14 protein-coding genes are annotated in these 19616 nt (G+C 72.3%); 9 read left to right on the top strand and 5 right to left on the bottom strand.

The window, feature by feature from the left end:
• Positions 1–120 precede the first annotated feature (120 nt).
• From ACH4DZ_RS22885 to hmgA, 3 genes are all read right to left on the bottom strand, one after another.
• Positions 121–1368, bottom strand: coding sequence for a type ISP restriction/modification enzyme (locus ACH4DZ_RS22885; protein WP_398289124.1), 1248 nt, complete (start codon positions 1366–1368; stop codon positions 121–123).
• A gap of 41 nt (positions 1369–1409) precedes the next feature.
• The gene (locus ACH4DZ_RS22880; RefSeq protein ID WP_398289123.1) at positions 1410–2159 is read right to left on the bottom strand and encodes a GntR family transcriptional regulator; all 750 of its coding nucleotides are present in this window, start codon (positions 2157–2159) and stop codon (positions 1410–1412) included.
• Positions 2160–2258: 99 nt separating this feature from the next.
• Positions 2259–3650 (bottom strand): homogentisate 1,2-dioxygenase, encoded by a 1392-nt coding sequence (gene hmgA / locus ACH4DZ_RS22875; RefSeq protein ID WP_398289122.1) that lies wholly within the window; start codon positions 3648–3650, stop codon positions 2259–2261.
• 248 nt (positions 3651–3898) lie between these two features.
• Between hmgA and ACH4DZ_RS22870 the strand changes: the two genes are divergently transcribed.
• The 8 genes from ACH4DZ_RS22870 to ACH4DZ_RS22835 all read left to right on the top strand — a co-directional run bounded on the left by ACH4DZ_RS22870 (position 3899) and on the right by ACH4DZ_RS22835 (position 16454).
• Positions 3899–4975, top strand: coding sequence for a hypothetical protein (locus tag ACH4DZ_RS22870; RefSeq protein ID WP_398289121.1), 1077 nt, complete (start codon positions 3899–3901; stop codon positions 4973–4975).
• Between the two features lie 400 nt (positions 4976–5375).
• Positions 5376–5996 (top strand): TetR family transcriptional regulator, encoded by a 621-nt coding sequence (locus ACH4DZ_RS22865; protein WP_398289120.1) that lies wholly within the window; start codon positions 5376–5378, stop codon positions 5994–5996.
• A 451-nt stretch (positions 5997–6447) separates the two neighbouring features.
• Positions 6448–8757: a molybdopterin oxidoreductase family protein gene (locus ACH4DZ_RS22860; protein WP_398289119.1), complete on the top strand. Its 2310-nt coding sequence runs from the start codon at positions 6448–6450 to the stop codon at positions 8755–8757.
• A 140-nt stretch (positions 8758–8897) separates the two neighbouring features.
• Entirely contained in the window at positions 8898–10433 is a 1536-nt protein-coding gene (locus tag ACH4DZ_RS22855) for a CitMHS family transporter (protein WP_398289118.1), read from the top strand.
• 78 nt (positions 10434–10511) lie between these two features.
• The gene (locus ACH4DZ_RS22850; protein ID WP_398289117.1) at positions 10512–11792 is read left to right on the top strand and encodes an MFS transporter; all 1281 of its coding nucleotides are present in this window, start codon (positions 10512–10514) and stop codon (positions 11790–11792) included.
• Positions 11793–11981: 189 nt separating this feature from the next.
• Complete coding sequence (locus tag ACH4DZ_RS22845) at positions 11982–13358, top strand: ABC transporter ATP-binding protein (RefSeq protein WP_398289116.1); 1377 nt, start codon at positions 11982–11984, stop codon at positions 13356–13358.
• A 511-nt stretch (positions 13359–13869) separates the two neighbouring features.
• Complete coding sequence (locus tag ACH4DZ_RS22840) at positions 13870–15258, top strand: aldehyde dehydrogenase family protein (RefSeq protein WP_398289114.1); 1389 nt, start codon at positions 13870–13872, stop codon at positions 15256–15258.
• A gap of 86 nt (positions 15259–15344) precedes the next feature.
• Positions 15345–16454, top strand: a complete 1110-nt coding sequence (locus ACH4DZ_RS22835) for a Zn-dependent alcohol dehydrogenase (protein WP_398289113.1) — start codon at positions 15345–15347, stop codon at positions 16452–16454.
• A 14-nt stretch (positions 16455–16468) separates the two neighbouring features.
• Here the strand turns inward: ACH4DZ_RS22835 and ACH4DZ_RS22830 are convergent, their stop codons facing one another.
• On the bottom strand, positions 16469–17452 hold the full coding sequence (locus ACH4DZ_RS22830; protein ID WP_398289229.1) for a DMT family transporter: 984 nt from the start codon (positions 17450–17452) through the stop codon (positions 16469–16471).
• A 226-nt stretch (positions 17453–17678) separates the two neighbouring features.
• Positions 17679–18314: a TetR/AcrR family transcriptional regulator gene (locus tag ACH4DZ_RS22825; protein WP_398289111.1), complete on the bottom strand. Its 636-nt coding sequence runs from the start codon at positions 18312–18314 to the stop codon at positions 17679–17681.
• Between the two features lie 65 nt (positions 18315–18379).
• Between ACH4DZ_RS22825 and ACH4DZ_RS22820 the strand changes: the two genes are divergently transcribed.
• Positions 18380–19531, top strand: a complete 1152-nt coding sequence (locus tag ACH4DZ_RS22820; RefSeq protein ID WP_398289228.1) for an acyl-CoA dehydrogenase family protein — start codon at positions 18380–18382, stop codon at positions 19529–19531.
• Positions 19532–19616 lie beyond the last annotated feature (85 nt).

Genomic DNA, 19616 nt, shown 5'->3' with positions numbered 1-19616 from the left:
TCTGGGTGAGGGCTTCGCGGGAGGGGTTGTTCTGTGGCCGCGGGTGCGTTGTGGCTGGTCGCGCAGTTCCCCGCGCCCCTGAAAGACAAAAGATTGCGCCGTTCCCCGCGCCCCTAGGGGTTAGAGCAGGGCGAATTGGCCTTCTGGGCCCTCCTCGGGGTGGGTCAGGACCGAGGCTGGGTGGCGGGTGGTGGTGGGGGGTGGGAGTACTGCTGCCTTGTGCAGGTCCGCTGCGGGGATGAGGGACTCCAGCTCCAACTCTTGCTGTTGTGCGCGTAGTTCGGTGAGCAGCGTCAGGATTGTCACCAGTTCCAGGAGGTCGGAGGTCCAGGGCTGGGGCCAGGTCGCGGGGCGGACGGCCTCCAGCGTGCCGGGCTCGGGGCGGGTGATCCGGCTGCCGAACCACTGGTCCAGGACGCGGACGCCGCCGACCCCGAAGTCCCAGGCCGCGGGCGGGACGGGGGAGATACGGCCCTCGTCCAGGTGGAGGGTCTCCTCCTCGCGGTCGTAGCGCGGTTCGGCCGGGATGGGCGGGAGCGGGGCCCGTACATAAGGGCGGCGACCGCCGGGGAGCTTGGGACGCTCGCCGTCGCGGCGCATCAGCCGCAGCATGCGATGTCCCAACTCGGTTCCGTGTGACCACAGTTCGGGGTCCGCGGTGAGAGGGACGGTCACTCCGCGCGGCCCCCGGCAGGCGACCGCGACCGTCCAGGCGAGGACGTCGAGCGGGGCGGGGGAGTGGCCGAGGCGCGCGGCCAGGAACTCCAGCAGGCCCGGCGCCAGGTTCGGTTCGAGGCCGCCGGGGCGCCGGTACAGGGGGTGGACGCGGCCGGGGCGGGCGAAGGGGGCCTTCGTCCCGGAGGTCCCCTTCGCCCCCGGGGCCCCCTTCGTCCCGGGGGTCCTCGGCTGCGGGGGGACCAGCGGCAGCACCGACGCGACGAGGAGCGCCGGTCCGTCGGGCGAGGGCGGCTGCTCGATCGCGAACACCTGGTGCTCGTCGGCCACCCGCCACAGTTCGGGACGCGCCGCGTCGATCAGCCGGTGGTCGGGGATCAGCCACTGCTCGTCGAACGGGCCGGTCTGGACCCGGACCGGCTCCGCGCAGGGGCCCGAGACGCGCACCAGCCGACCCGTACCGGAGGACTGGCCGGGCAGCTGCCCCACGGCCGAGTGCAGGGTCCGCGCGCGGGTGGCGCCGAACAACGCCTCCCGGTCGGGCCCCTCGGCCTTCACCAGGGCGTCCCACCGTGCTTTCAGGGACGCCACGTCGGGCGCCGCCGGCCACGCCCGGCCCAGCCGGGGAGGTGCGACGGACCACGGCATGAGGTCCGCGAGCAGCGGAGCGTCGTCGTGCGTCACGCTCGGCATCGTACGACGTGGCCCGTGGGCGGCGACCGGGTCCCGCACGGTCAGTGGGCGTCGAGGGTGACCGTGAACGAGAAACGGTCGCCCCGGTAGTGGATACGGACCACGTCCAGGGCCCGGCCGTCCGCGCCGTGCACGACGCCCGTGTAGTGCAGGATCGGGCTCAGCAGCGGGACCTGGAGCAGCCGGGCGGTCTCCGGGTCGGCGAGCCGCGCCTCGACGGTGTCGGTGATCTGGCCGATCCGCGCCCCCGCGACGTCCCGCAGGACCTTGGTCATGGGCCAGCGGACCAGATCCTCCGGCTCGAACAGGGCCGCCAGCTCCGGCCGCACGTAGTTGCGCGCGTGGTTGGTCGGCTCGCCGGTCTTCTCGTCGCTGCGCAGCCGGTGGTACGTCGCCACCTGAGCCAGATCCGGGAAGTACGCGGAGAGTTCGCCGGACACGGGCTCGCTGCCGTGGTCGAGCAGCTCCGTCGTCATGCCCGACTGCTGGGCCACGATGGCGTCCACCGAGCCGAGGAGACGGACCGGCGCGCCCCGCAGGGCGCTCGGCTCGATGAACGTGCCGCGTCTGCGGTGCCGCGTGATGAGCCCCTCGTCCTCCAGCTCCTTGAGCGCCTGCCGCATGGTCAGCACACTCACCCCGTAGTGCTCCGCCAGCTGTTCCTCGGTGGGCAGGCGCAGCGGATCCTGCGCCGAGCGTCCGAGTATCGAGGCGCGCAGGGACTGCGACACCTGATACCAGAGCGGCAGCTTGCGGTTCAGGACGATCGAGTCCGGCGCGAAGGAGGTCACGAGGGTATCCGTACCGGTCGCGGGCGTCGGTTGCAACGGGCGCTCATGACGGGCGGCCACGGGAGACGGCCGGGCGGGGCCTGCGCGGGCCGTGTGCCGTCACGGCCGCCCGCCCGCCCGGAAGTGCCGCTCAAGGCCCTGCCACACGTCGTCGTACGAGGCTTGCAGGTGCTCGGCGCCGGCGGCCTGCGCGGTGGCGGTGACCGGCCAGCGCGTCTCGAACATGAAGGCCAGACCGTCGTCGACCTTCTGCGGTCGCAGCTCGGCGGCGCCGGCCCGCTCGAAGGTCTCCCGGTCGGGGCCGTGCGCGGACATCATGTTGTGCAGCGAACCGCCGCCCGGCACGAAGCCCTCCGCCTTCGCGTCGTACGCGCCCTCGATGAGCCCCATGTACTCGCTCATCACGTTCCGGTGGAAGTAGGGCGGCCGGAAGGTGTCCTCGCCCACCAGCCAGCGCGGCGCGAAGACCACGAAGTCGACCCCGGCAAGGCCCGGAGTGTCGGACGGCGACGTCAGCACGGTGAAGATCGACGGGTCGGGATGGTCGTAGCTGATGGTGCCGATCACATTGAAGAGGCGCAGATCGTATGTGTACGGCACATGGTTGCCGTGCCAGGCGACGACATCCAGCGGCGAGTGGTCGTAGAGCGCCGTCCAGAGGTTGCCGCAGAACTTGTTGACCACCTCCACGGGCCCCGCCGTGTTCCCGTCGCCCTCCTCGTCCTCGTACGCGGCGACCGGTGCCCGGAAGTCCCGGGGGTTGGCGAGACCGTTGGCGCCGATCGGGCCGAGGTCGGGGAGCTGGAAGGGTGCCCCGTAGTTCTCGCACACATAACCGCGGGCGGTCGGGTGTGTGGTCCGCCCGTCGTCGGAGGCGTCGCCCAGCAACTCCACACGGAAGCGGACCCCACGGGGAATCAGCGCCACATGTCCTGGCTCCACCTGCAGCAGCCCGAACTCGGTGCGCAGCAGCAGCCCGCCGTGTTCGGGCACGATCAGCAGCTCGCCGTCGGCGTCGCTGAACACCCGCCGCATCGAGGAGTTGGCGTGATACAGGTGCACGGCCATGCCGGTGCGCCGGGTGACGTCGCCGTTGCCGCCGAGGGTCCACAGGCCCGCCAGGAAGTCGGTGCCGGGCGCCGGCTCCGGCAGGGGGTTCCAGCGCAGCCGGTTCGGGTCCGGGACCGACTCGGTGAAGGGGGCCGAGCGCAGGGTGCCGTTGTCCGTGCGGGTGAAGGCGGGGTGCGCGGCCGACGGACGGATGCGGTACAGCCACGAGCGGCGGTTGTGCGCCCGCGGCTCGGTGAACGCCGACCCGCTCAGCTGTTCCGCGTACAGCCCGAACGGGACCCGCTGCGGTGAGTTGCGGCCGTGCGGGAGTGCGCCCGGGACCGCCTCCGAACTGTGTTCGTTGCCGAACCCGGAGAGATACGTCAGCGCCTCGGCGGTCTTCCGCAGTGCCGTTGCGCCGTTTCGCGCGTCCCCGCTCATGAGTGCTCGCTCCCTCGTTCTGATTCCTATGCATCACCGTAGGATTCGGTGAATCGGTGCGCAAGGGGGAGGGGGCCCGGCCCGGTGGAAGGTGGCGGGATCGCGCCACCTTCCACCGGGCCGGCCAGGAGCGGTGCCTGAGAACGCGACTCGGCCCCGGAGCCCGACTCGTCCCAGGAACCGGACTCGGCCCAAGAACCCGACTCAAGGGGGATCCGGCTGTCGGAGCGGTGCTCTAACCTCCCGGCATGTCGTGGACGCGCGCACTCCTCACCGCGCTCGCGGTCTGTGCCCTGTTCGGTGCTCTGCTCGTCGGAGCGACGGGCTGCGGATCCGACGGCGCACGCGAGGACGACGAGGTCAGACCGTCACCGGTGGGCAGGGTGCTGAAGGACACGGACGAGGAGGGGCGGCACTACCGTGAGATCGACAAGAAGAGCGCACCCGAGGTCGAGATCGAGATACAGCCGGCCGTGGACGGCGGCGGCGACGGCGACGGTGGCGGCGGCGCCGAGGGCGAGGGCGACGACGGCTGGGAGGTCCGGCTGACCGTCCACGACTTCCGCTTCTCGCCGGCCGCCACGGAGAAGAAGGCCGTACGCGGTCGCGGTTACGCGCTGCTCCGGCTGGACGACCGTCCCCTGTCCCTGCTCCGGGGCCCGAACCACCACCTCGCGGGCGACGTCGTCCCGCGCGGCACCCATCAGGTGACGGTGCGTCTGCACGCCGACGACGACACGGTGTGGGCCGTCGACGGAGAGCCCGTCGCAAGCACGGCCGACATCACGGTGTCCGACCCGGGTCCCACGACGGCCCTCCGACCGACGGCGGCGGGACCGTCGGGTTGGACCACAGCACTCGGCGGTTCGGCGCCTGCGGCGTCCCCGGCGGGTGGCTGGGCCCCGACGGCGGCGGCCACGCTGTCCGTGGCGTGCCCGTCGGGCGAGGTGGCCTCGGCGCGTGCGGCGTCCTCGGTGGGTGGGTCGTGCCGTGCGGCTGCGACGGCTGCGACGGCTGCAGCGGCTGGGGTCGCCGTGTCCGTGACGGTCCCGGTGGGCGAGGCGCCCCTGACAGCTCCAGCGGGTCACTCACGCCACTCGGCCCCGCCGACAGGCGCTGCGCTGTCTGTGGCGCCCCCTGTCGACGGCCCGCCACTCCTCACCGCGGGGCCGGCCGCAGGCCTGTCGCTGTCGGCCGACCCGCCGGGTGCCCCGGCGGGCCTGCCCGCCCCGGCCGACGGCGTGCCGCGCTTGTCCGCTCCGGCCAGCCTGGCCACCCTGGCAGGCGTCCCCCGGCCTCCCGCCTCCGCGATCAGTGGTGCGTGACCTGCACCATCTGGGGGCGGCTGCGCGCGCCCCGGCGGCCTCCGAGAGTGGTGGCGCACGGGTTGCGGCCTCTGCGGGCGGCGGCGGGACCTGTGGCTTCTGCCGCGCGGTGGCAGCGCACGGCCCGGGCCCCGTGATCAGCGCCGCATGCCTCCTGCGGCGCCAGGGTCCGCGCCTCTGCCGAGTGGTGGTGGACACCCCTCGGATTCCGGGGGCGGCGGCGTATGCCGTGCGGTCCCAGTGGGCGGCGGCGCACGGCCCGGGGCCCGTGACCAGCGCCGTACCCCGCGCGGCCCCGTGCCGCGTCCCGCGGCAAGCCGCGCGCGTCGTTGAATGAGTGGTACGGGCACTGACTTCGTACCCAAGGGCAAGGTTCACCGGACTCCGGCGGAAAGGCATCATGAAGCCCGTGCCCCATGCGACCTCGCTGCGCCGCGCGCCCGTCCAGCGCCGTAGTGCCGAACGACTCACCCGTATTCTCGACGCCTGCGCCGACCTCCTGGACGAGGTCGGCTACGACGCCCTGAGCACCCGCGCGGTCGCCCTGCGCGCCGGAGTGCCCATAGGTTCCGTCTACCGGTTCTTCGGCAACAAGCGGGCCATGGTCGACGCGCTCGCCCAGCGCAACCTGGACAGCTACACCGACCGTGTCACCCACCGCCTTCAGGAGACCGGCAGCGGAGCGGGCTGGCGGGTCGCCATGGACGCGGTCCTCGACGAGTACCTCGCCATGAAGCGCACCGCACCCGGTTTCTCCCTCGTCGACTTCGGCAACCAGATACCCGTCGGCACCCGCGACGCCGAGCCCAACACCCGCGTCGCCGACCGGTTGACCGACATGCTCTCCGCGTATCTCGACCGCGCTCCCGACGACGACCTCCGGCGCATCTTCCTCATCGCCGTCGAGGCCGCCGACACCCTCGTCCAGCTCGCCTTCCGCCTCGACCCGGCGGGCGACGAGCGGGTCATCGACGAGACACGGGAACTGCTCCGGGCGTATCTCTCGCGCTCGCTCGACTGATCCGCTGGGCGGCGGCCGTGCTGCCGTGCAGCCGACCCGCGCATCCGCGCGTCCGCCGCGCGACGCGACGCGCGTCCCGCCCGCCCTCCCGCCGACCCCGGGCTACGCGAACATCCGCAGCCCGCAGCCCGCAGCCCGCAGCCCGGGCCCGGACCACGGGCCCGAACCTGGCCCTCGGCCCACGGCCCAGGGTCTGAGGGCCCCGGCCCCCGGCCCCCGGCCCCCGAGCCCCCGAGCCCCCGAGCCCCCGACCCTCGGCCCCGGCCCCGGCCCCCGGGCCGGACCCCCACCCCAACCCCCACCCCAACCCCCACCCCAACCCCCACCCCAACCCCCACCCCAACCCCCACCCCAACCCCCACCCCAACCCCCACCCCACCCCACCCCAACCCGTTCGCGGTTTTCCGACCTGACGGCCCGTGCCCCCTCCCCACCGTCCATACCGGTCGGTATGCTCGGGCCGGTCAGAGCGCCATCGTTGTCGCCATTCCCTTCCGGAGGACCCGTGTCCACCACCGCCGACTCCCGCACAGCCCTGCGCGTCTGCCCGCTCTGCGAGGCCACCTGTGGGCTGACGCTCACCATCGAGGGGACCCGGGTGACGAGCGCGCGCGGGGACCGCGACGATGTGTTCAGCCAGGGGTTCATCTGCCCGAAGGGGGCGTCGTTCGGGGCCGCCGACAGTGACCCGGACCGCCTGCGCACCCCCCTCGTACGCAAGGACGGCGAGCTGTGCGAGGCCACCTGGGAGGAGGCCTTCGACGCCGTCGCCGCCGGACTGCGTCCGGTCGTCGAGCGGTACGGGCCGCACTCCGTCGGAGCCGTCCTCGGCAACCCGAACGTGCACACCATGGCCGGCGCCCTCTACCCGGCCCTCCTGCTCTCCGGACTGGGCACGCGCAGTGTCTTCACCGCGTCCACCGTCGACCAGATGCCCAAGCACGTCTCCAGCGGTCTCCTCTACGGCGACGCCAACGCGATCCCCGTACCCGACCTGGACCACACCGACCACCTGCTGCTGATCGGCGCCAACCCCCTGGAGTCCAACGGAAGTCTGTGCACCGCACCCGACTTCCCCGGCAAGCTCAAGGCCCTCAAGGCGCGCGGCGGCACCCTCACGGTCATCGACCCCCGCCGCACCCGCACCGCCAAGCTCGCCGACCGGCACGTCGCCGTCCGCCCCGGCACCGACGCCCTGCTCCTCGCGGCCATGGCGTACGTCCTCTTCGACGAGCAGCTCACCGACCTCGGTGAGCTGAGCGAGCTGGTCCAGGGACTGGACGGGCTCCGCGACGCCGTACGCGACTTCACGCCCGAGGCCGCCGCCGAAGCATGCGACGTCGACGCCGACACGATCCGGGCGCTCGCCCGTGAACTCGCCGCCGCGCCCACCGCCGCCGTATACGGCCGCATCGGCAGCTGCACCGTCCCGCACGGCACCCTCGCCAGCTGGCTGGTCGACGTCCTCAACATCCTCACCGGCAACCTCGACCGGCCCGGCGGCGCCCTCTTCCCGCAGGCCGCCACCGACCGCACGCCCCGCCCCGCGGGACCCGGCCGCGGCTTCGCGCTCGGCCGCTGGCACAGCCGCGTCAGCCGTCACCCGGAGGCCAAGGGCGAACTGCCGCTCTCCGCACTCGCCGAGGAGATCGACACGGCGAGCGAGGAGGGCGAGCCCATCCGCGCCCTCGTCGTCATCGCCGCCAACCCCGTCCTCTCCGCCCCCGACGGCGACCGCCTCGACAAGGCCCTCGACTCGCTCGACTTCATGGTCAGCGTCGACCCGTACCTGAACGAGACCTCGCGCCACGCCCACGTCGTGCTGCCGCCGCCCCCGCCCTCGCAGAGCCCGCACCACGACTTCGCCTTCAACACCCTCGCCGTACGCAATCAGGTCCGTTACAGCCGGGCCGCCGTCCCCCTCGAAGCCGGCAGGATGGCCGAGACGGAGATCCTCGCCCGGCTCGTCCTCGCCGCGACCGGCATGCACGGCGCCGACCCCTCCGCCGTCGACACCCTGGTCATCGACCAGACCCTCGGCAAGGCCGTCAAGGAACCGCACTCCCCGGCGCACGGCCGCGACCCCCGCGAACTCGCCGCCGCCCTCACCGGTGACACCGGCCCCGAACGCCGCCTCGACATGATGCTGCGCCTCGGCCCGTACGGCGACGGATTCGGCGCCCGCCCCGACGGCCTGAGCCTGAAGAAGCTGCTGGCCGCGCCCCACGGCATCGACCTCGGGCCGCTCCGGTCGCGCCTGCCCGGCCGCCTCAAGACCCGCAGCGGCCTCGTCGAACTGCTTCCCCGGCCGCTCGCCGACGACCTCCCGCGGCTCCGGGACGCCCTCCGGCAGCGTCCCGACGGCCTCGTCCTGGTCGGCCGCCGCCATCTGCGCTCCAACAACAGCTGGATGCACAACATCCCCGCCCTCACCGGCGGCACCAACCGCTGCACCCTGCACATCCACCCCGACGACGCCGAACGTCTCGGCGTCGGCGACGGGGCACCCGTACGCGTGAAGGGCGCCGGGGGAGAGGTCGTCGCCCCCGCCGAGGTCACCGACTCCGTACGACGCGGCGTCGTGAGCCTGCCGCACGGCTGGGGGCACGACCGGCCCGGCACCCGGCTGCACCACGCCACCGCGGACCCCGGCGTCAACGTCAACCAGCTCCTGGACGGCAGCCTGCTCGACCCGCTGTCGGGCACCGCGGTCCTCAACGGCGTACCCGTCGACGTGGCACCGGCAGGAACCGAGCTGTGACTACCGCGAACGCTGTGACCAGGAGTTTTGCGCTTATTGCTCTCGTGTCAACATCTTGTTAAGACTTGTCGGCCCGACCTAACGTCACTCGAACCGCCGTCCCTGGTGGGAGTTCAAGGGCGAACGTTAGGTATCCACTCATGCTGACCATCCTCGGCTTCACCATGATCGCGACCTTCCTGGTCCTGATCATGATGAAGAAGATGTCGCCGATCGCGGCGCTGGTGCTGATCCCGGCACTCTTCTGTGTGTTCGTCGGAAAAGGCGCACACCTCGGCGACTACGTGATCGAAGGGGTGGGCACCCTCGCGCCCACCGCCGCGATGCTGATGTTCGCCATCGTGTACTTCGGCGTCATGATCGACGTCGGTCTCTTCGATCCGGTCGTCCGGGGGATTCTCAAGTTCTGCAAGGCAGACCCGATGCGCATCGTCGTCGGTACGGCCCTGCTCGCCGCGATCGTCTCCCTGGACGGCGACGGCTCGACCACCTTCATGATCACGGTCTCGGCGATGTATCCGCTGTACAAGCGCCTGAAGATGAGCCTCGTGGTGATGACCGGTGTCGCCGCCACCGCCAACGGCGTGATGAACACCCTGCCCTGGGGCGGCCCGACGGCCCGCGCCGCCACCGCGCTCAAGCTCGACGCCGGCGACATCTTCGTCCCGATGATCCCGGCGCTCGCCGTCGGCCTGGTCGCCGTCATCGTCCTCTCGTACGTCCTCGGCCTGCGCGAGCGCAAGCGCCTCGGCGTGCTGAGCCTGGCCGACGTACTGGAGACGGAGAAGGAGCAGGAGCAGCGGGAGCAGCAGGCAGCCGGGGCCGAGACCGAGACCGAGACCGAGACCGAGACCGAGACCGAGACGGTACTGGTCGGTGCCGGTGCCGGTGCTGCCGGCGGTCCTGGTGACGGCAAGGTGCGTTTCACCAAGACCACGGGCGGCTCGGGCTCCGGCACCGACGCCCCCGCCGAGTCCCGGGGAGGACCTGAAGAGCACGACGCGGACGGCACGGACGACGTGGACGACGTACGTCTCCAGGGTCTGGACCCGAACCGCGCGACCCTGCGGCCCAAGCTGTACTGGTTCAACGCGCTGCTCACGGCGGTCCTGCTCGCCGCCATGATCATGGAGTTGCTGCCGATCCCGGTCCTGTTCCTGCTCGCCGCGGCGCTCGCCCTGACGGTCAACTTCCCGAACATTCCGGACCAGCGTGAACGGCTCGCCGCGCACGCCGACAACGTCCTCAACGTGTCCGGCATGGTGTTCGCCGCCGCCGTCTTCACCGGCGTCCTCCAGGGCACCGGCATGGTCGACTCCATGGCCAAGTGGCTCGTCGACGGCATCCCCGACGGCATGGGCCCGCACATGGCCCTCGTCACCGGCGCCCTGAGCCTGCCGCTCACCTACTTCATGTCGAACGACGGCTTCTACTTCGGCGTCCTGCCGGTCCTCGCCGAGGCCGGTTCCGCACACGGCGTCTCGCCGCTGGAGATCGCCCGCGCCTCCCTCGTGGGCCAGCCGCTGCACATGTCGAGCCCGCTGGTCCCGGCCGTGTACGTCCTGGTCGGCATGGCCAAGGTCGACTTCGGCGACCACACCAAGTTCGTGGTCAAGTGGGCAGCCCTCACCTCACTCGTGGTGCTCGGATCCGGAATCCTGTTCGGCATCATCTGAGCCGGACCCGGACCCGGCCCCGGCCGCGTACCCGACGACCGGCCGGGAGGCCGATTCCAACCGATGGAGAACGACACCATGAGGCCCGGTAGGAACCGCGGCTGGCTGCTCCGCCTGGTCCTCGCCTTCAGCTTCGCGCAGGGGGCGGTGTCCATGGCACGGCCCGCCGTCTCCTACCGGGCCCTCGCGCTCGGCGCCGACGAGCGGGCGATCGGTGTGATCGCCGGGGTGTACGCGCTGCTGCCGCTCTTCGCTGCCGTACCGCTCGGCCGCAGGACCGACCACGGCCGGTGCGCCCCGCTGCTGCCGGCGGGTGTCGTCCTGATCGCCGGCGGCTGCGCCCTCAGCGGTACGGCCGACTCCCTCGCCGCGATGGCGGCCTGGAGCGGTGTGATGGGCCTCGGACACCTCTCCTTCGTCATCGGCGCCCAGTCGCTCGTGGCCCGCCAGTCCGCGCCGCACGAACAGGACCGCAACTTCGGCCACTTCACCATCGGCGCCTCGCTCGGCCAGCTCGTCGGACCGATCGCCGCGGGCGCGCTGATCGGCGGCCCCGACATGGCGGGCACCAGCGCCTTCGCCCTGCTGGTCGCGGGCGGTGTCGCGGCGGTCTCGTTCGTCTCCTTGTGGCGGATCGAGCACCGTACGGGGTCCACGTCCCGTACGGGACCGGGTGAACGCGTGCCCGTGCACCGCATCCTGCGGACCCGGGGCGTACCGGCGGGCATCTTCATCAGCCTCGCCGTGCTCTCCGCGACGGACATCCTCACCGCGTACCTGCCGGTGGTCGGCGAACACCGGGGCATCGCGCCCTCCGTGATCGGCCTGCTGCTCAGCCTGCGCGCGGCGGCGACCATCGCCTGCCGCCTGGTGATGACGCCGATGCTGCGGCTGCTGGGCCGGGCCGCGCTGCTCACCACGACCTGTCTGCTGGCGGCCCTGCTGTGCGCCGGGATCGCGCTGCCCGTGCCGGTCTGGGCGCTCGCCGTGATCCTCGCCGCGCTCGGCTTCTGCCTGGGCGTCGGCCAGCCCCTGTCGATGACCACGGTCGTCCGGGCCGCCCCGGACGACGCCCGCTCCACGGCCCTCGCCCTGCGGCTGACCGGCAACCGGCTCGGGCAGGTCGCCGCGCCCGCCACCGCGGGCCTGATCGCCGGAGTCGCGGGCGTGGCCGCGCCGTTCGTGATGCTCGGGGCGCTCCTGCTGATCGCCTCGGGACTGGGGCTGCGACAGGGCCGCCCTGCCGCCGGACCCACCGGACCCGCAGGGCCCCCTGAATCCGAAACGGTCACGGGCCGGGACTCGTCCGTGCCCTCACCTGAACTGGAGAAACGCCGAACGGGCCGCGGCGGCGCCTGAGTTGCGGCGATTCGAGGTGTTCAAGGGGTTCCCCGGGGCATGCGCGGTCCGTTAGCTTCCGTGACTCATAGGTCTCGTACGCATCCGGCGCATCCGACGCATCCGGTACCTCCGCCGTGTCCGCCGCATCCGAACGAGCCGTCCGACCGCGGAGCATCAGCGCCCCGTGAGCCCCGGGGGTCACGTCTCATGCCACGTGCCGTCTCTCTTCACCAGGTGAGCAAGTCCTACACGCCGGGCGTCCGTGTCGTGCAGCGGCTGTCGCTGGACATCGAGCCCGGCGAGTTCCTGGTCCTCCTCGGCCCCTCCGGCTGCGGCAAGTCGACCGTGCTGAGGATGATCGCCGGACTTGAGGAGCCCACCGAGGGAGAGGTGCGGCTCGACGGGGAGTACGCGAACCATCTCGCGCCCGCCGAGCGGGACATGGCGATGGTCTTCCAGAACTACGCGCTCTACCCGACCATGAACAGCCGCGCGAACATCGGCTTCCCCTTACGCATCGAGGCACCCGGCCGGGACCCGGGGCCGCGGGTGGAGGCCACGGCCCGGATGCTCGGCATCGAGGACCTCCTGGACCGTTTCCCCCACCAGCTCTCCGGCGGGGAGCGCCAGCGTGTGGCGATGGGCCGGGCGATCGCCCGGCACCCCTCCGCCTTCCTCATGGACGAGCCGCTCGCCAACCTGGACGCCAAGCTCCGCAGCCATCTGCGGGCCGAGATAGCCCGGCTCACCCGGGACCTGGACGTCACGACGCTGTACGTCACGCACGACCAGGCGGAGGCGATGTCGCTCGGCGACCGGGTGGCCGTGCTGCGCGGTGGCGTCCTCCAGCAGCTCGGTACCCCGCGTACGGTCTACGCGTTGCCGGAGAACGTCTTCGTCGCCGCGTTCATCGGCACGCCGAGGATCAATCTCCTGCGGGGTGTCGTCCTCGCCCCGCTCGACGGGGCGATGTCGATCGGCCTCGGCCGCCAGGCCCTCGTCCTGCCCGAACCGCTGTCCCCGGACCACAGTCTGCTCCGGGTGCAGCAGGGCCGCGAGGTCATCGTCGGGCTGCGCTCCGAGGCCGTACGCCTTGCCCGGCCAACGCGGGCCCGGCTCGGGGAGGTGGCGATGAGCGGGCTCGTCGAGCATGTGGAGTTCCAGGGGCACGAGGTGCTGGTCCACCTCGACACCGGTTCGCAGCCCGCGCTGGTACCGGATCTGGAGGCGCCGCGGCCGGTGGTGCGGGCGGGCGGGCGCCGCCGTCGGGAGGGCGGGGTGTTCGACCGGCTGCGGGGGCGGGCGGCCGGGGCGCTGCGGGCCGGGCCTGTCGTGGTGCTGGAGCACCCCGCGGACGCCGCCGCCGGCGCCGCTGACGCCCGCGCGGAGCCGGATCGGCGTGCACCGGCGGCGGCGGAGGCGCGGTTGCCGGGGGACCTCATCGTCCGTACGACACCGGATCACGCGCTGCGCCCTGGCATGCAGGTGCCGCTGCTCGTGGACCTCGCGCACCTGTTCGTCTTCGACCACGACGGCGTACGCATCTCGCCGACCCCGGCAAGACTCCCGAACCTGGAGGGTTGACCCCTCACCCCTTCGGCCCCCGCGCCCCTGGGGGGATGGACGTGCATCTACCGGGTGCGGACCCGCCGTGGCCGACCGCGCAGTTCCCCGCGCCCCCAAAAAACCGCACCCCACTCCCCAGAAGCGCCACCTAAGGGGCGCGGGGAACGGCGCGGGCAACCACAACGGACCCGCACGCAACAACGCAGGCCACCCCCCCCACCCCTTCAGGGGCGCGGGGAACGGCGCGGGTCACCACGACGGACGGGCGCCCAACAACGCACACCCGCCCCCACCCCTCAAGGGGCGCGGGGAACGGCGCGGGCAACCTAGACGCACCCGCACCCAACAACGCACGCCACCCCCCGCCCCCCAGAGGGAAACGGTGCGGGTTGCCGCGGCGGGTCCGTCCACCAGCAACCCGCCCCACCCCCTACCCCTGGCGGTCAAAAACTAACACCGCTAGTTTGTAGCGCGGACGACGGCTAAGTTGGGCGGCGGACGACGACACCCCCACCCGCGGGAGGACCCCATGAAGGCACACGACGGCATGTACATCGACGGCGCCTGGCGCCCCGCAGCCGGGACGGACACGATCGCCGTCGTGAACCCGGCCGACGAACAGCTCATCGCCCACGTCCCGGCCGGCACGATCGAGGACGTGGACGCCGCCGTACGCGCCGCCCGCACCGCCTTCCCGGCCTGGGCCGCCACCCCGCCCGCCGAACGCGCGGAACGCATCGGCGCCCTCCGGGACGTCCTCGTCGCCCGCAAGGACGAGATCGCCGGGACGGTCACCGCCGAACTCGGCTCACCGCTGAAGTTCTCCCAGGCCGTACACGTCGGCGCCCCCATCGCGGTCGCCGGTTCGTACGCCGACCTCGCCGCCTCCCACCCCTTCGAGGAGAAGGTCGGCAACTCGACCGTCTACCTCGAACCGGTCGGCGTGGTCGGCGCCATCACGCCCTGGAACTACCCCCTGCACCAGATCGTCGCCAAGGTGGCCCCCGCCCTCGCGGCCGGCTGCACGGTCGTGCTGAAGCCCGCCGAGGACACCCCGCTGACCGCCCAGCTCTTCGCGGAGGCGGTCCACGAGGCGGGCATCCCGGCCGGTGTCTTCAACCTCGTCACCGGCCTCGGCCCGGTCGCCGGCCAGGCACTCGCCGAGCACGAGGGCGTGGACCTGGTCTCCTTCACCGGCTCCACGGCCGTCGGCCGGCAGATCGGCGCGACGGCGGGCGCGGCCGTCAAGCGCGTCGCCCTCGAACTGGGCGGCAAGTCCGCCAACGTCATCCTGCCGAGCGCGGACCTCGCCAAGGCCGTCAACGTCGGCGTCGCCAACGTGATGTCCAACTCCGGCCAGACGTGCAGCGCCTGGACCCGCATGCTGGTGCACCACTCCCAGTACGAAGAGGCCGTGACGCTGGCCGCGGACGCCGCCGCGAAGTACGGCGACCGCATCGGCCCGGTCGTCAACGCCAAGCAGCGGGACCGCGTGGTGGGTTACATCGAGAAGGGTGTCAGCGACGGCGCGCGACTGGTCGCGGGCGGCCCCGAATCCCCCCAGGAACAGGGCTACTTCGTCAGCCCGACCGTCTTCGCGGACGTCACCCCCGAGATGGCGATCGCCCAGGAGGAGATCTTCGGCCCGGTCCTGTCGATCATCCGGTACGAGGACGAGGCGGACGCGCTTCGGATCGCCAACGGCACGGTGTACGGGCTCGCGGGCGCCGTCTGGGCCGCGGACGAGTCGGAAGCCGTGGCCTTCGCGCGGCGCCTGGACACCGGGCAGGTCGACATCAACGGCGGACGCTTCAACCCCCGGGCCCCCTTCGGCGGTTACAAGCAGTCGGGCGTCGGCCGCGAACTCGGCTCGCACGGACTGTCCGAGTACCTCCAGACCAAGTCCCTGCAGTTCTGAAGTCCCGGTTCGCCAGCCCCAGTTCGCCAGTCCCAGTTCCGAAGTCCCAGTTCTGACGTCCCAGAGTCCTAGGAGCGTTGTACGTCATGACCCGCGCCGCTGTGCTGCCCGCCGTCGGGGCTCCCCTGGAGATCACCGAGATCGACCTGCCCGAGCCAGGACCGGGGCAGGTGCGGATCCGCCTCGCCGCCGCCGGGGTCTGCCACTCCGACCTCTCACTGACCGACGGCACCATGCGGCTGCCGGTACCCGCCGTGCTCGGCCATGAGGGGGCGGGGACCGTCGTCTCCGTCGGCCCCGGCGTCGAGCATGTCGCACCCGGCGACGAGGTGGTGCTCAACTGGGCACCCTCCTGCGGGAGGTGCCACGCCTGCTCACTGGGCGAGGTGTGGCTGTGCGCCGACGCGCTGGCGGGAGCCGCGAACGTCTACGCCCACCGCTCCTCCGACGGGACGGACCTCCACCCCGGCCTGAACGTCGCCGCGTTCGCCGAGGAGACGGTGGTGGCCTCCTCCTGCGTACTGCCCGCGCCGGCCGGGATCCCGCTGGCGGACGCGGCCCTGCTCGGCTGCGCCGTACTCACCGGCTACGGGGCCGTGCACTACTCGGCCCGGGTCCGCGCCGGTGAGACGGTCGCGGTCTTCGGGGTCGGCGGCGTGGGACTCTCGGCGATCCAGGCCGCGCGCATCGCCGGTGCCTCCACCATCGTGGCGGTGGACGTGTCGTCGGAGAAGGAGTCCCTGGCCCGCGCGGCGGGAGCCACCGAGTACGTGATCGCTTCGGACAACACGGCCCGCGAGATCCGGGGACTCACCGGCAAGCACGGTGTGGACGTGGCCGTGGAGTGCGCGGGGCGCGCCGTCACGATCCGTACCGCGTGGGAGTCCGCCCGGCGCGGCGGCCGTACGACGGTCGTCGGCATCGGCGGCAAGGACCAGCAGGTCACCTTCAACGCCCTGGAGATCTTCCACTGGGGCCGCACCCTCGCCGGCTGCGTGTACGGGAACTCCGACCCCGCCCGCGACCTGCCCATCCTCGCCGAGCACGTCCGGGCGGGACGGCTGGACCTGAGCGCCCTCGTCACGGAACGGATCGCCCTGGACGGCATCCCGGCGGCGTTCGAGAACATGCTGGCGGGCAAGGGCGGGCGGGCGCTGGTGATGTTCCAGGAGCCTAGGGACCGGCCTCTCGCCTAGTGCCCTGGCCGGCACTAGGCCTTGTCGGACCGTGGCTCCGGAGCGGCGGCGACAGCCGTGGCGGGAGCCGTGGTGGGAGCGGCCGTCGCGGTCCGGGCCGCGGTCGCTTCGTCCCTGGGACCGGACCGGGACACCGCCACCCCCGCCAGACACACCAGTCCGCCGACGAGCGTGATCCAGCCCGGCACCTCGTCGAGCGCCACCCACGACATCAGCACCACCAGCGCCGGCACCGCGTACGTCGTGGCTCCCATCCGCCCGGCCGTCGTACGCGCCAGTGCGAACGCCCAGGTGGTGAAGGCGAGCGCGGTCGGGAAGACACCCAGATACAGCATGTTGAGGGTCGCGGACAGCGGGGCGTCCCGGGCGTCGGAGACCAGCTGCCCGGCGAACGGCAGACAGGCCACCGCGCCGATCACACACCCGTACGTCGTCACCTGGAGCGCCGAGCCGTGCCGCAGGGCGGGCTTCTGGGCGACCACACCGCCCGCGTACGCGACCGCCGCGAGCAGACAGAGCAGGACGCCGAGCACGGAGGCGCTGCCCTCGCCCGACATGGACAGGCCGACGACCGCCGCGCCGACGAAGGAGACGGCCATCCCGGCGAGCAGCCGCGACGGCAGGCCTTCCTTGAGTAGCCATCCGGCGAGCAGGGCCATGATCAGCGGACCGATGTTCACCACGAGTGCGGCGGTGCCCGCGTCGACCTTCTGCTCGCCCCAGTTGAGGACCACCATGTACAGGCCGAACCAGAGCAGCCCGGACACCACGATCCCGGGCCACGCCGCCCGCGCGGGCAGCCCTTCCCGGCGTACCAGGCAGATCGCTCCGAGGACCAGCGCTCCGGAGAGCAGCCGGCCCAGCGCCAGCGCGCCGGGGGAGTAGGCCTCGCCGGCGCTGCGGATGGACACGAAGGCGGAGGCCCACAGCAGCACGGTCACGCCGGCCGCTGCGGCTGCGAGTGGGTCGGTCCGGCGGGTGGCGGGAAGAGGTTTCATCACGTTCCCGAGGCTAGGTGGGGTGGCGGAAAAGGGCTCGCGGTTTTCGGACCGGGCGCTCCGCGCGGTGGTGCGGGGCTGTCTGCGGGCCGGTGAGGGCCGGGCATGCAGTTCCCCGCGCCCTTCGAAGCGCGTGGGTCAGCGCGGTGACGTGGCCTGGATCCGCAGTAGTCGCGAGAGCATCCGCTCGTCCTTCTCGGTCACCGGCCCGCACTCGTGCAGCGGCCTACTCACGCAACCCCGCGTACTGCGACGCCAACCCGTCCAGCAACGCGGCGAGCCCCGTCTCGAAGGCCCGCTCATCGATCTTCTCCTGCTGCTCGGCAAGAAGGTGCGCCTGCCCGAGATGCGGGTAATCCGCGGGATCGTACGCCGTCTCGTCGTCCACGAACCCCCCGGCGAACGACGACAGCGCGGACCCCATCACGAAGTACCGCATCAGCGCCCCGATGGACGTCGCCTGCGCCGCGGGCCACCCCGCGGCGACCATCCCCCCGAACACCGCGTCCGCGAGCCGCAGCCCGGCCGGCCGCCGCCCCGGCCCCCGCGCCAGCACGGGAACGATGTTGGGATGGTCGCGCAGGGCGGCCCGGTACGACACGGCCCAGTCGTGCAGCGCGGTCCGCCAGTCCCGCCCGTCCTCGAACATCGACAGGTCGACCTGCGCGCTCACGGAGTCCGCGACGGCCTCCAGGATCTGGTCCTTCGTACGGAAGTGGTTGTAGAGGGACGGCCCGCTCACACCCAGCTCCGCCGCCAGTCGCCGTGTGGAGACCGCGGCGAGCCCCTCCGCGTCCACCAGTGTCCGTGCCGCCGCGACGATGCGGTCGGTGCTGAGGAGGGGCTTGCGCGGTCGGGCCATGGCCCACATAGTAGGGCTGCGGACCAGAAACTAGCAGTGCTAATTTAAAGTAGGGGTTGATCACAGTGAACCTGGAACTCAGCGAGGAGCAGACCGCCGTCCGACGGCTGGCCAGGGACTTCGTCGCGCGCGAGATCACCCCGAACGTGATCGCCTGGGACCGCGCGGAGGACGTCGACCGCTCGATCGTCAAGAAGCTCGGCGAGGTCGGCTTCCTCGGTCTCACCGTCGACGAGGAGTACGGCGGCTCCGGCGGCGACCACCTCGCGTACTGCCTGGTGACGGAGGAACTGGGCCGCGGCGACTCCTCGGTCCGGGGCATCGTCTCGGTCTCGCTCGGACTCGTCGCCAAGACCATCGCGTCCTGGGGGACCGAGGAGCAGAAGCGCCGGTGGCTGCCGGGCCTCACCTCCGGCGGGTACGTGGGCTGCTTCGGCCTCACCGAACCGGGTACCGGCTCCGACGCGGGCAACCTGTCCACGAAGGCGGTGCGCGACGGCGACGAGTACGTCGTCAGCGGCGGCAAGACGTTCATCACCAACGGCACCTGGGCGGACGTCGTCCTGCTCTTCGCCCGCTCGACCGACGCCCCCGGCCACAAGGGTGTCTCGGCCTTCCTCGTGCCCACGGACACCCCCGGTCTGACCCGCCGCGCCATCCACGGCAAGCTCGGACTGCGCGGCCAGGCCACCGCCGAGCTGACCCTGGAGGACGTCCGCGTACCCGCCTCGGCGATGCTCGGCCCCGAGGGCAAGGGCTTCGCCGTCGCCATGTCCGCGCTGGCCAAGGGCCGGATGTCGGTGGCGGCGGGCTGTGTGGGCATCGCCCAGGCCGCACTGGACGCCGCCGTGACGTACGCGACCGAGCGAGAGCAGTTCGGCAAGGTCATCGCCCGGCACCAGCTCGTACAGGAACTGCTCAGCGACATCGCCGTGGACGTGGACGCGGCACGGCTGCTCACCTGGCGCGTCGCGGATCTCGTCGACCGTGGGGAGCCGTTCGCCACCGAGTCGTCGAAGGCCAAGCTCTTCGCCTCGGAGGCCGCGGTGCGCGCCGCGAACAACGCCCTCCAGGTCTTCGGCGGCTACGGCTACATCGACGAGTACCCGGTCGGGAAGCTGCTGCGCGACGCCCGGGTCATGACGCTCTACGAGGGCACCAGCCAGATACAGAAACTGGTCATCGGCCGCGCGCTGACGGGCGTTTCGGCCTTCTGAGGTCTCCCGGCGTCTTCTGCGGCCCGCTGCGACGTTCTGAGTACGTGACGTGAGTACGAGAGCGGATGTGGTTCCGGCCACCTCC

Origin of the sequence: Streptomyces sp. NPDC017991, from assembly GCF_044328075.1 — a bacterium.
GTDB lineage: Bacteria > Actinomycetota > Actinomycetes > Streptomycetales > Streptomycetaceae > Streptomyces.
Note: the sequence above shows the minus strand (reverse complement) of the source record. Positions and strands in the feature narration are given on the sequence as shown.

What these genes read in the sequence shown, in the direction of transcription:
- ACH4DZ_RS22830 (WP_398289229.1), bottom strand. Translation starts at nt 17,452, where the DNA reads ATGAAACCTCTTCCCGCCACCCGCCGGACCGACCCACTCGCAGCCGCA.
- ACH4DZ_RS22845 (WP_398289116.1), top strand. Translation starts at nt 11,982, where the DNA reads ATGCCACGTGCCGTCTCTCTTCACCAGGTGAGCAAGTCCTACACGCCG.
- ACH4DZ_RS22850 (WP_398289117.1), top strand. Translation starts at nt 10,512, where the DNA reads ATGAGGCCCGGTAGGAACCGCGGCTGGCTGCTCCGCCTGGTCCTCGCC.
- ACH4DZ_RS22855 (WP_398289118.1), top strand. Translation starts at nt 8,898, where the DNA reads ATGCTGACCATCCTCGGCTTCACCATGATCGCGACCTTCCTGGTCCTG.
- ACH4DZ_RS22865 (WP_398289120.1), top strand. Translation starts at nt 5,376, where the DNA reads ATGAAGCCCGTGCCCCATGCGACCTCGCTGCGCCGCGCGCCCGTCCAG.
- ACH4DZ_RS22835 (WP_398289113.1), top strand. Translation starts at nt 15,345, where the DNA reads ATGACCCGCGCCGCTGTGCTGCCCGCCGTCGGGGCTCCCCTGGAGATC.
- ACH4DZ_RS22860 (WP_398289119.1), top strand. Translation starts at nt 6,448, where the DNA reads ATGCTCGGGCCGGTCAGAGCGCCATCGTTGTCGCCATTCCCTTCCGGA.
- ACH4DZ_RS22870 (WP_398289121.1), top strand. Translation starts at nt 3,899, where the DNA reads ATGTCGTGGACGCGCGCACTCCTCACCGCGCTCGCGGTCTGTGCCCTG.
- ACH4DZ_RS22885 (WP_398289124.1), bottom strand. Translation starts at nt 1,368, where the DNA reads ATGCCGAGCGTGACGCACGACGACGCTCCGCTGCTCGCGGACCTCATG.
- ACH4DZ_RS22825 (WP_398289111.1), bottom strand. Translation starts at nt 18,314, where the DNA reads ATGGCCCGACCGCGCAAGCCCCTCCTCAGCACCGACCGCATCGTCGCG.
- ACH4DZ_RS22840 (WP_398289114.1), top strand. Translation starts at nt 13,870, where the DNA reads ATGAAGGCACACGACGGCATGTACATCGACGGCGCCTGGCGCCCCGCA.
- hmgA (WP_398289122.1), bottom strand. Translation starts at nt 3,650, where the DNA reads ATGAGCGGGGACGCGCGAAACGGCGCAACGGCACTGCGGAAGACCGCC.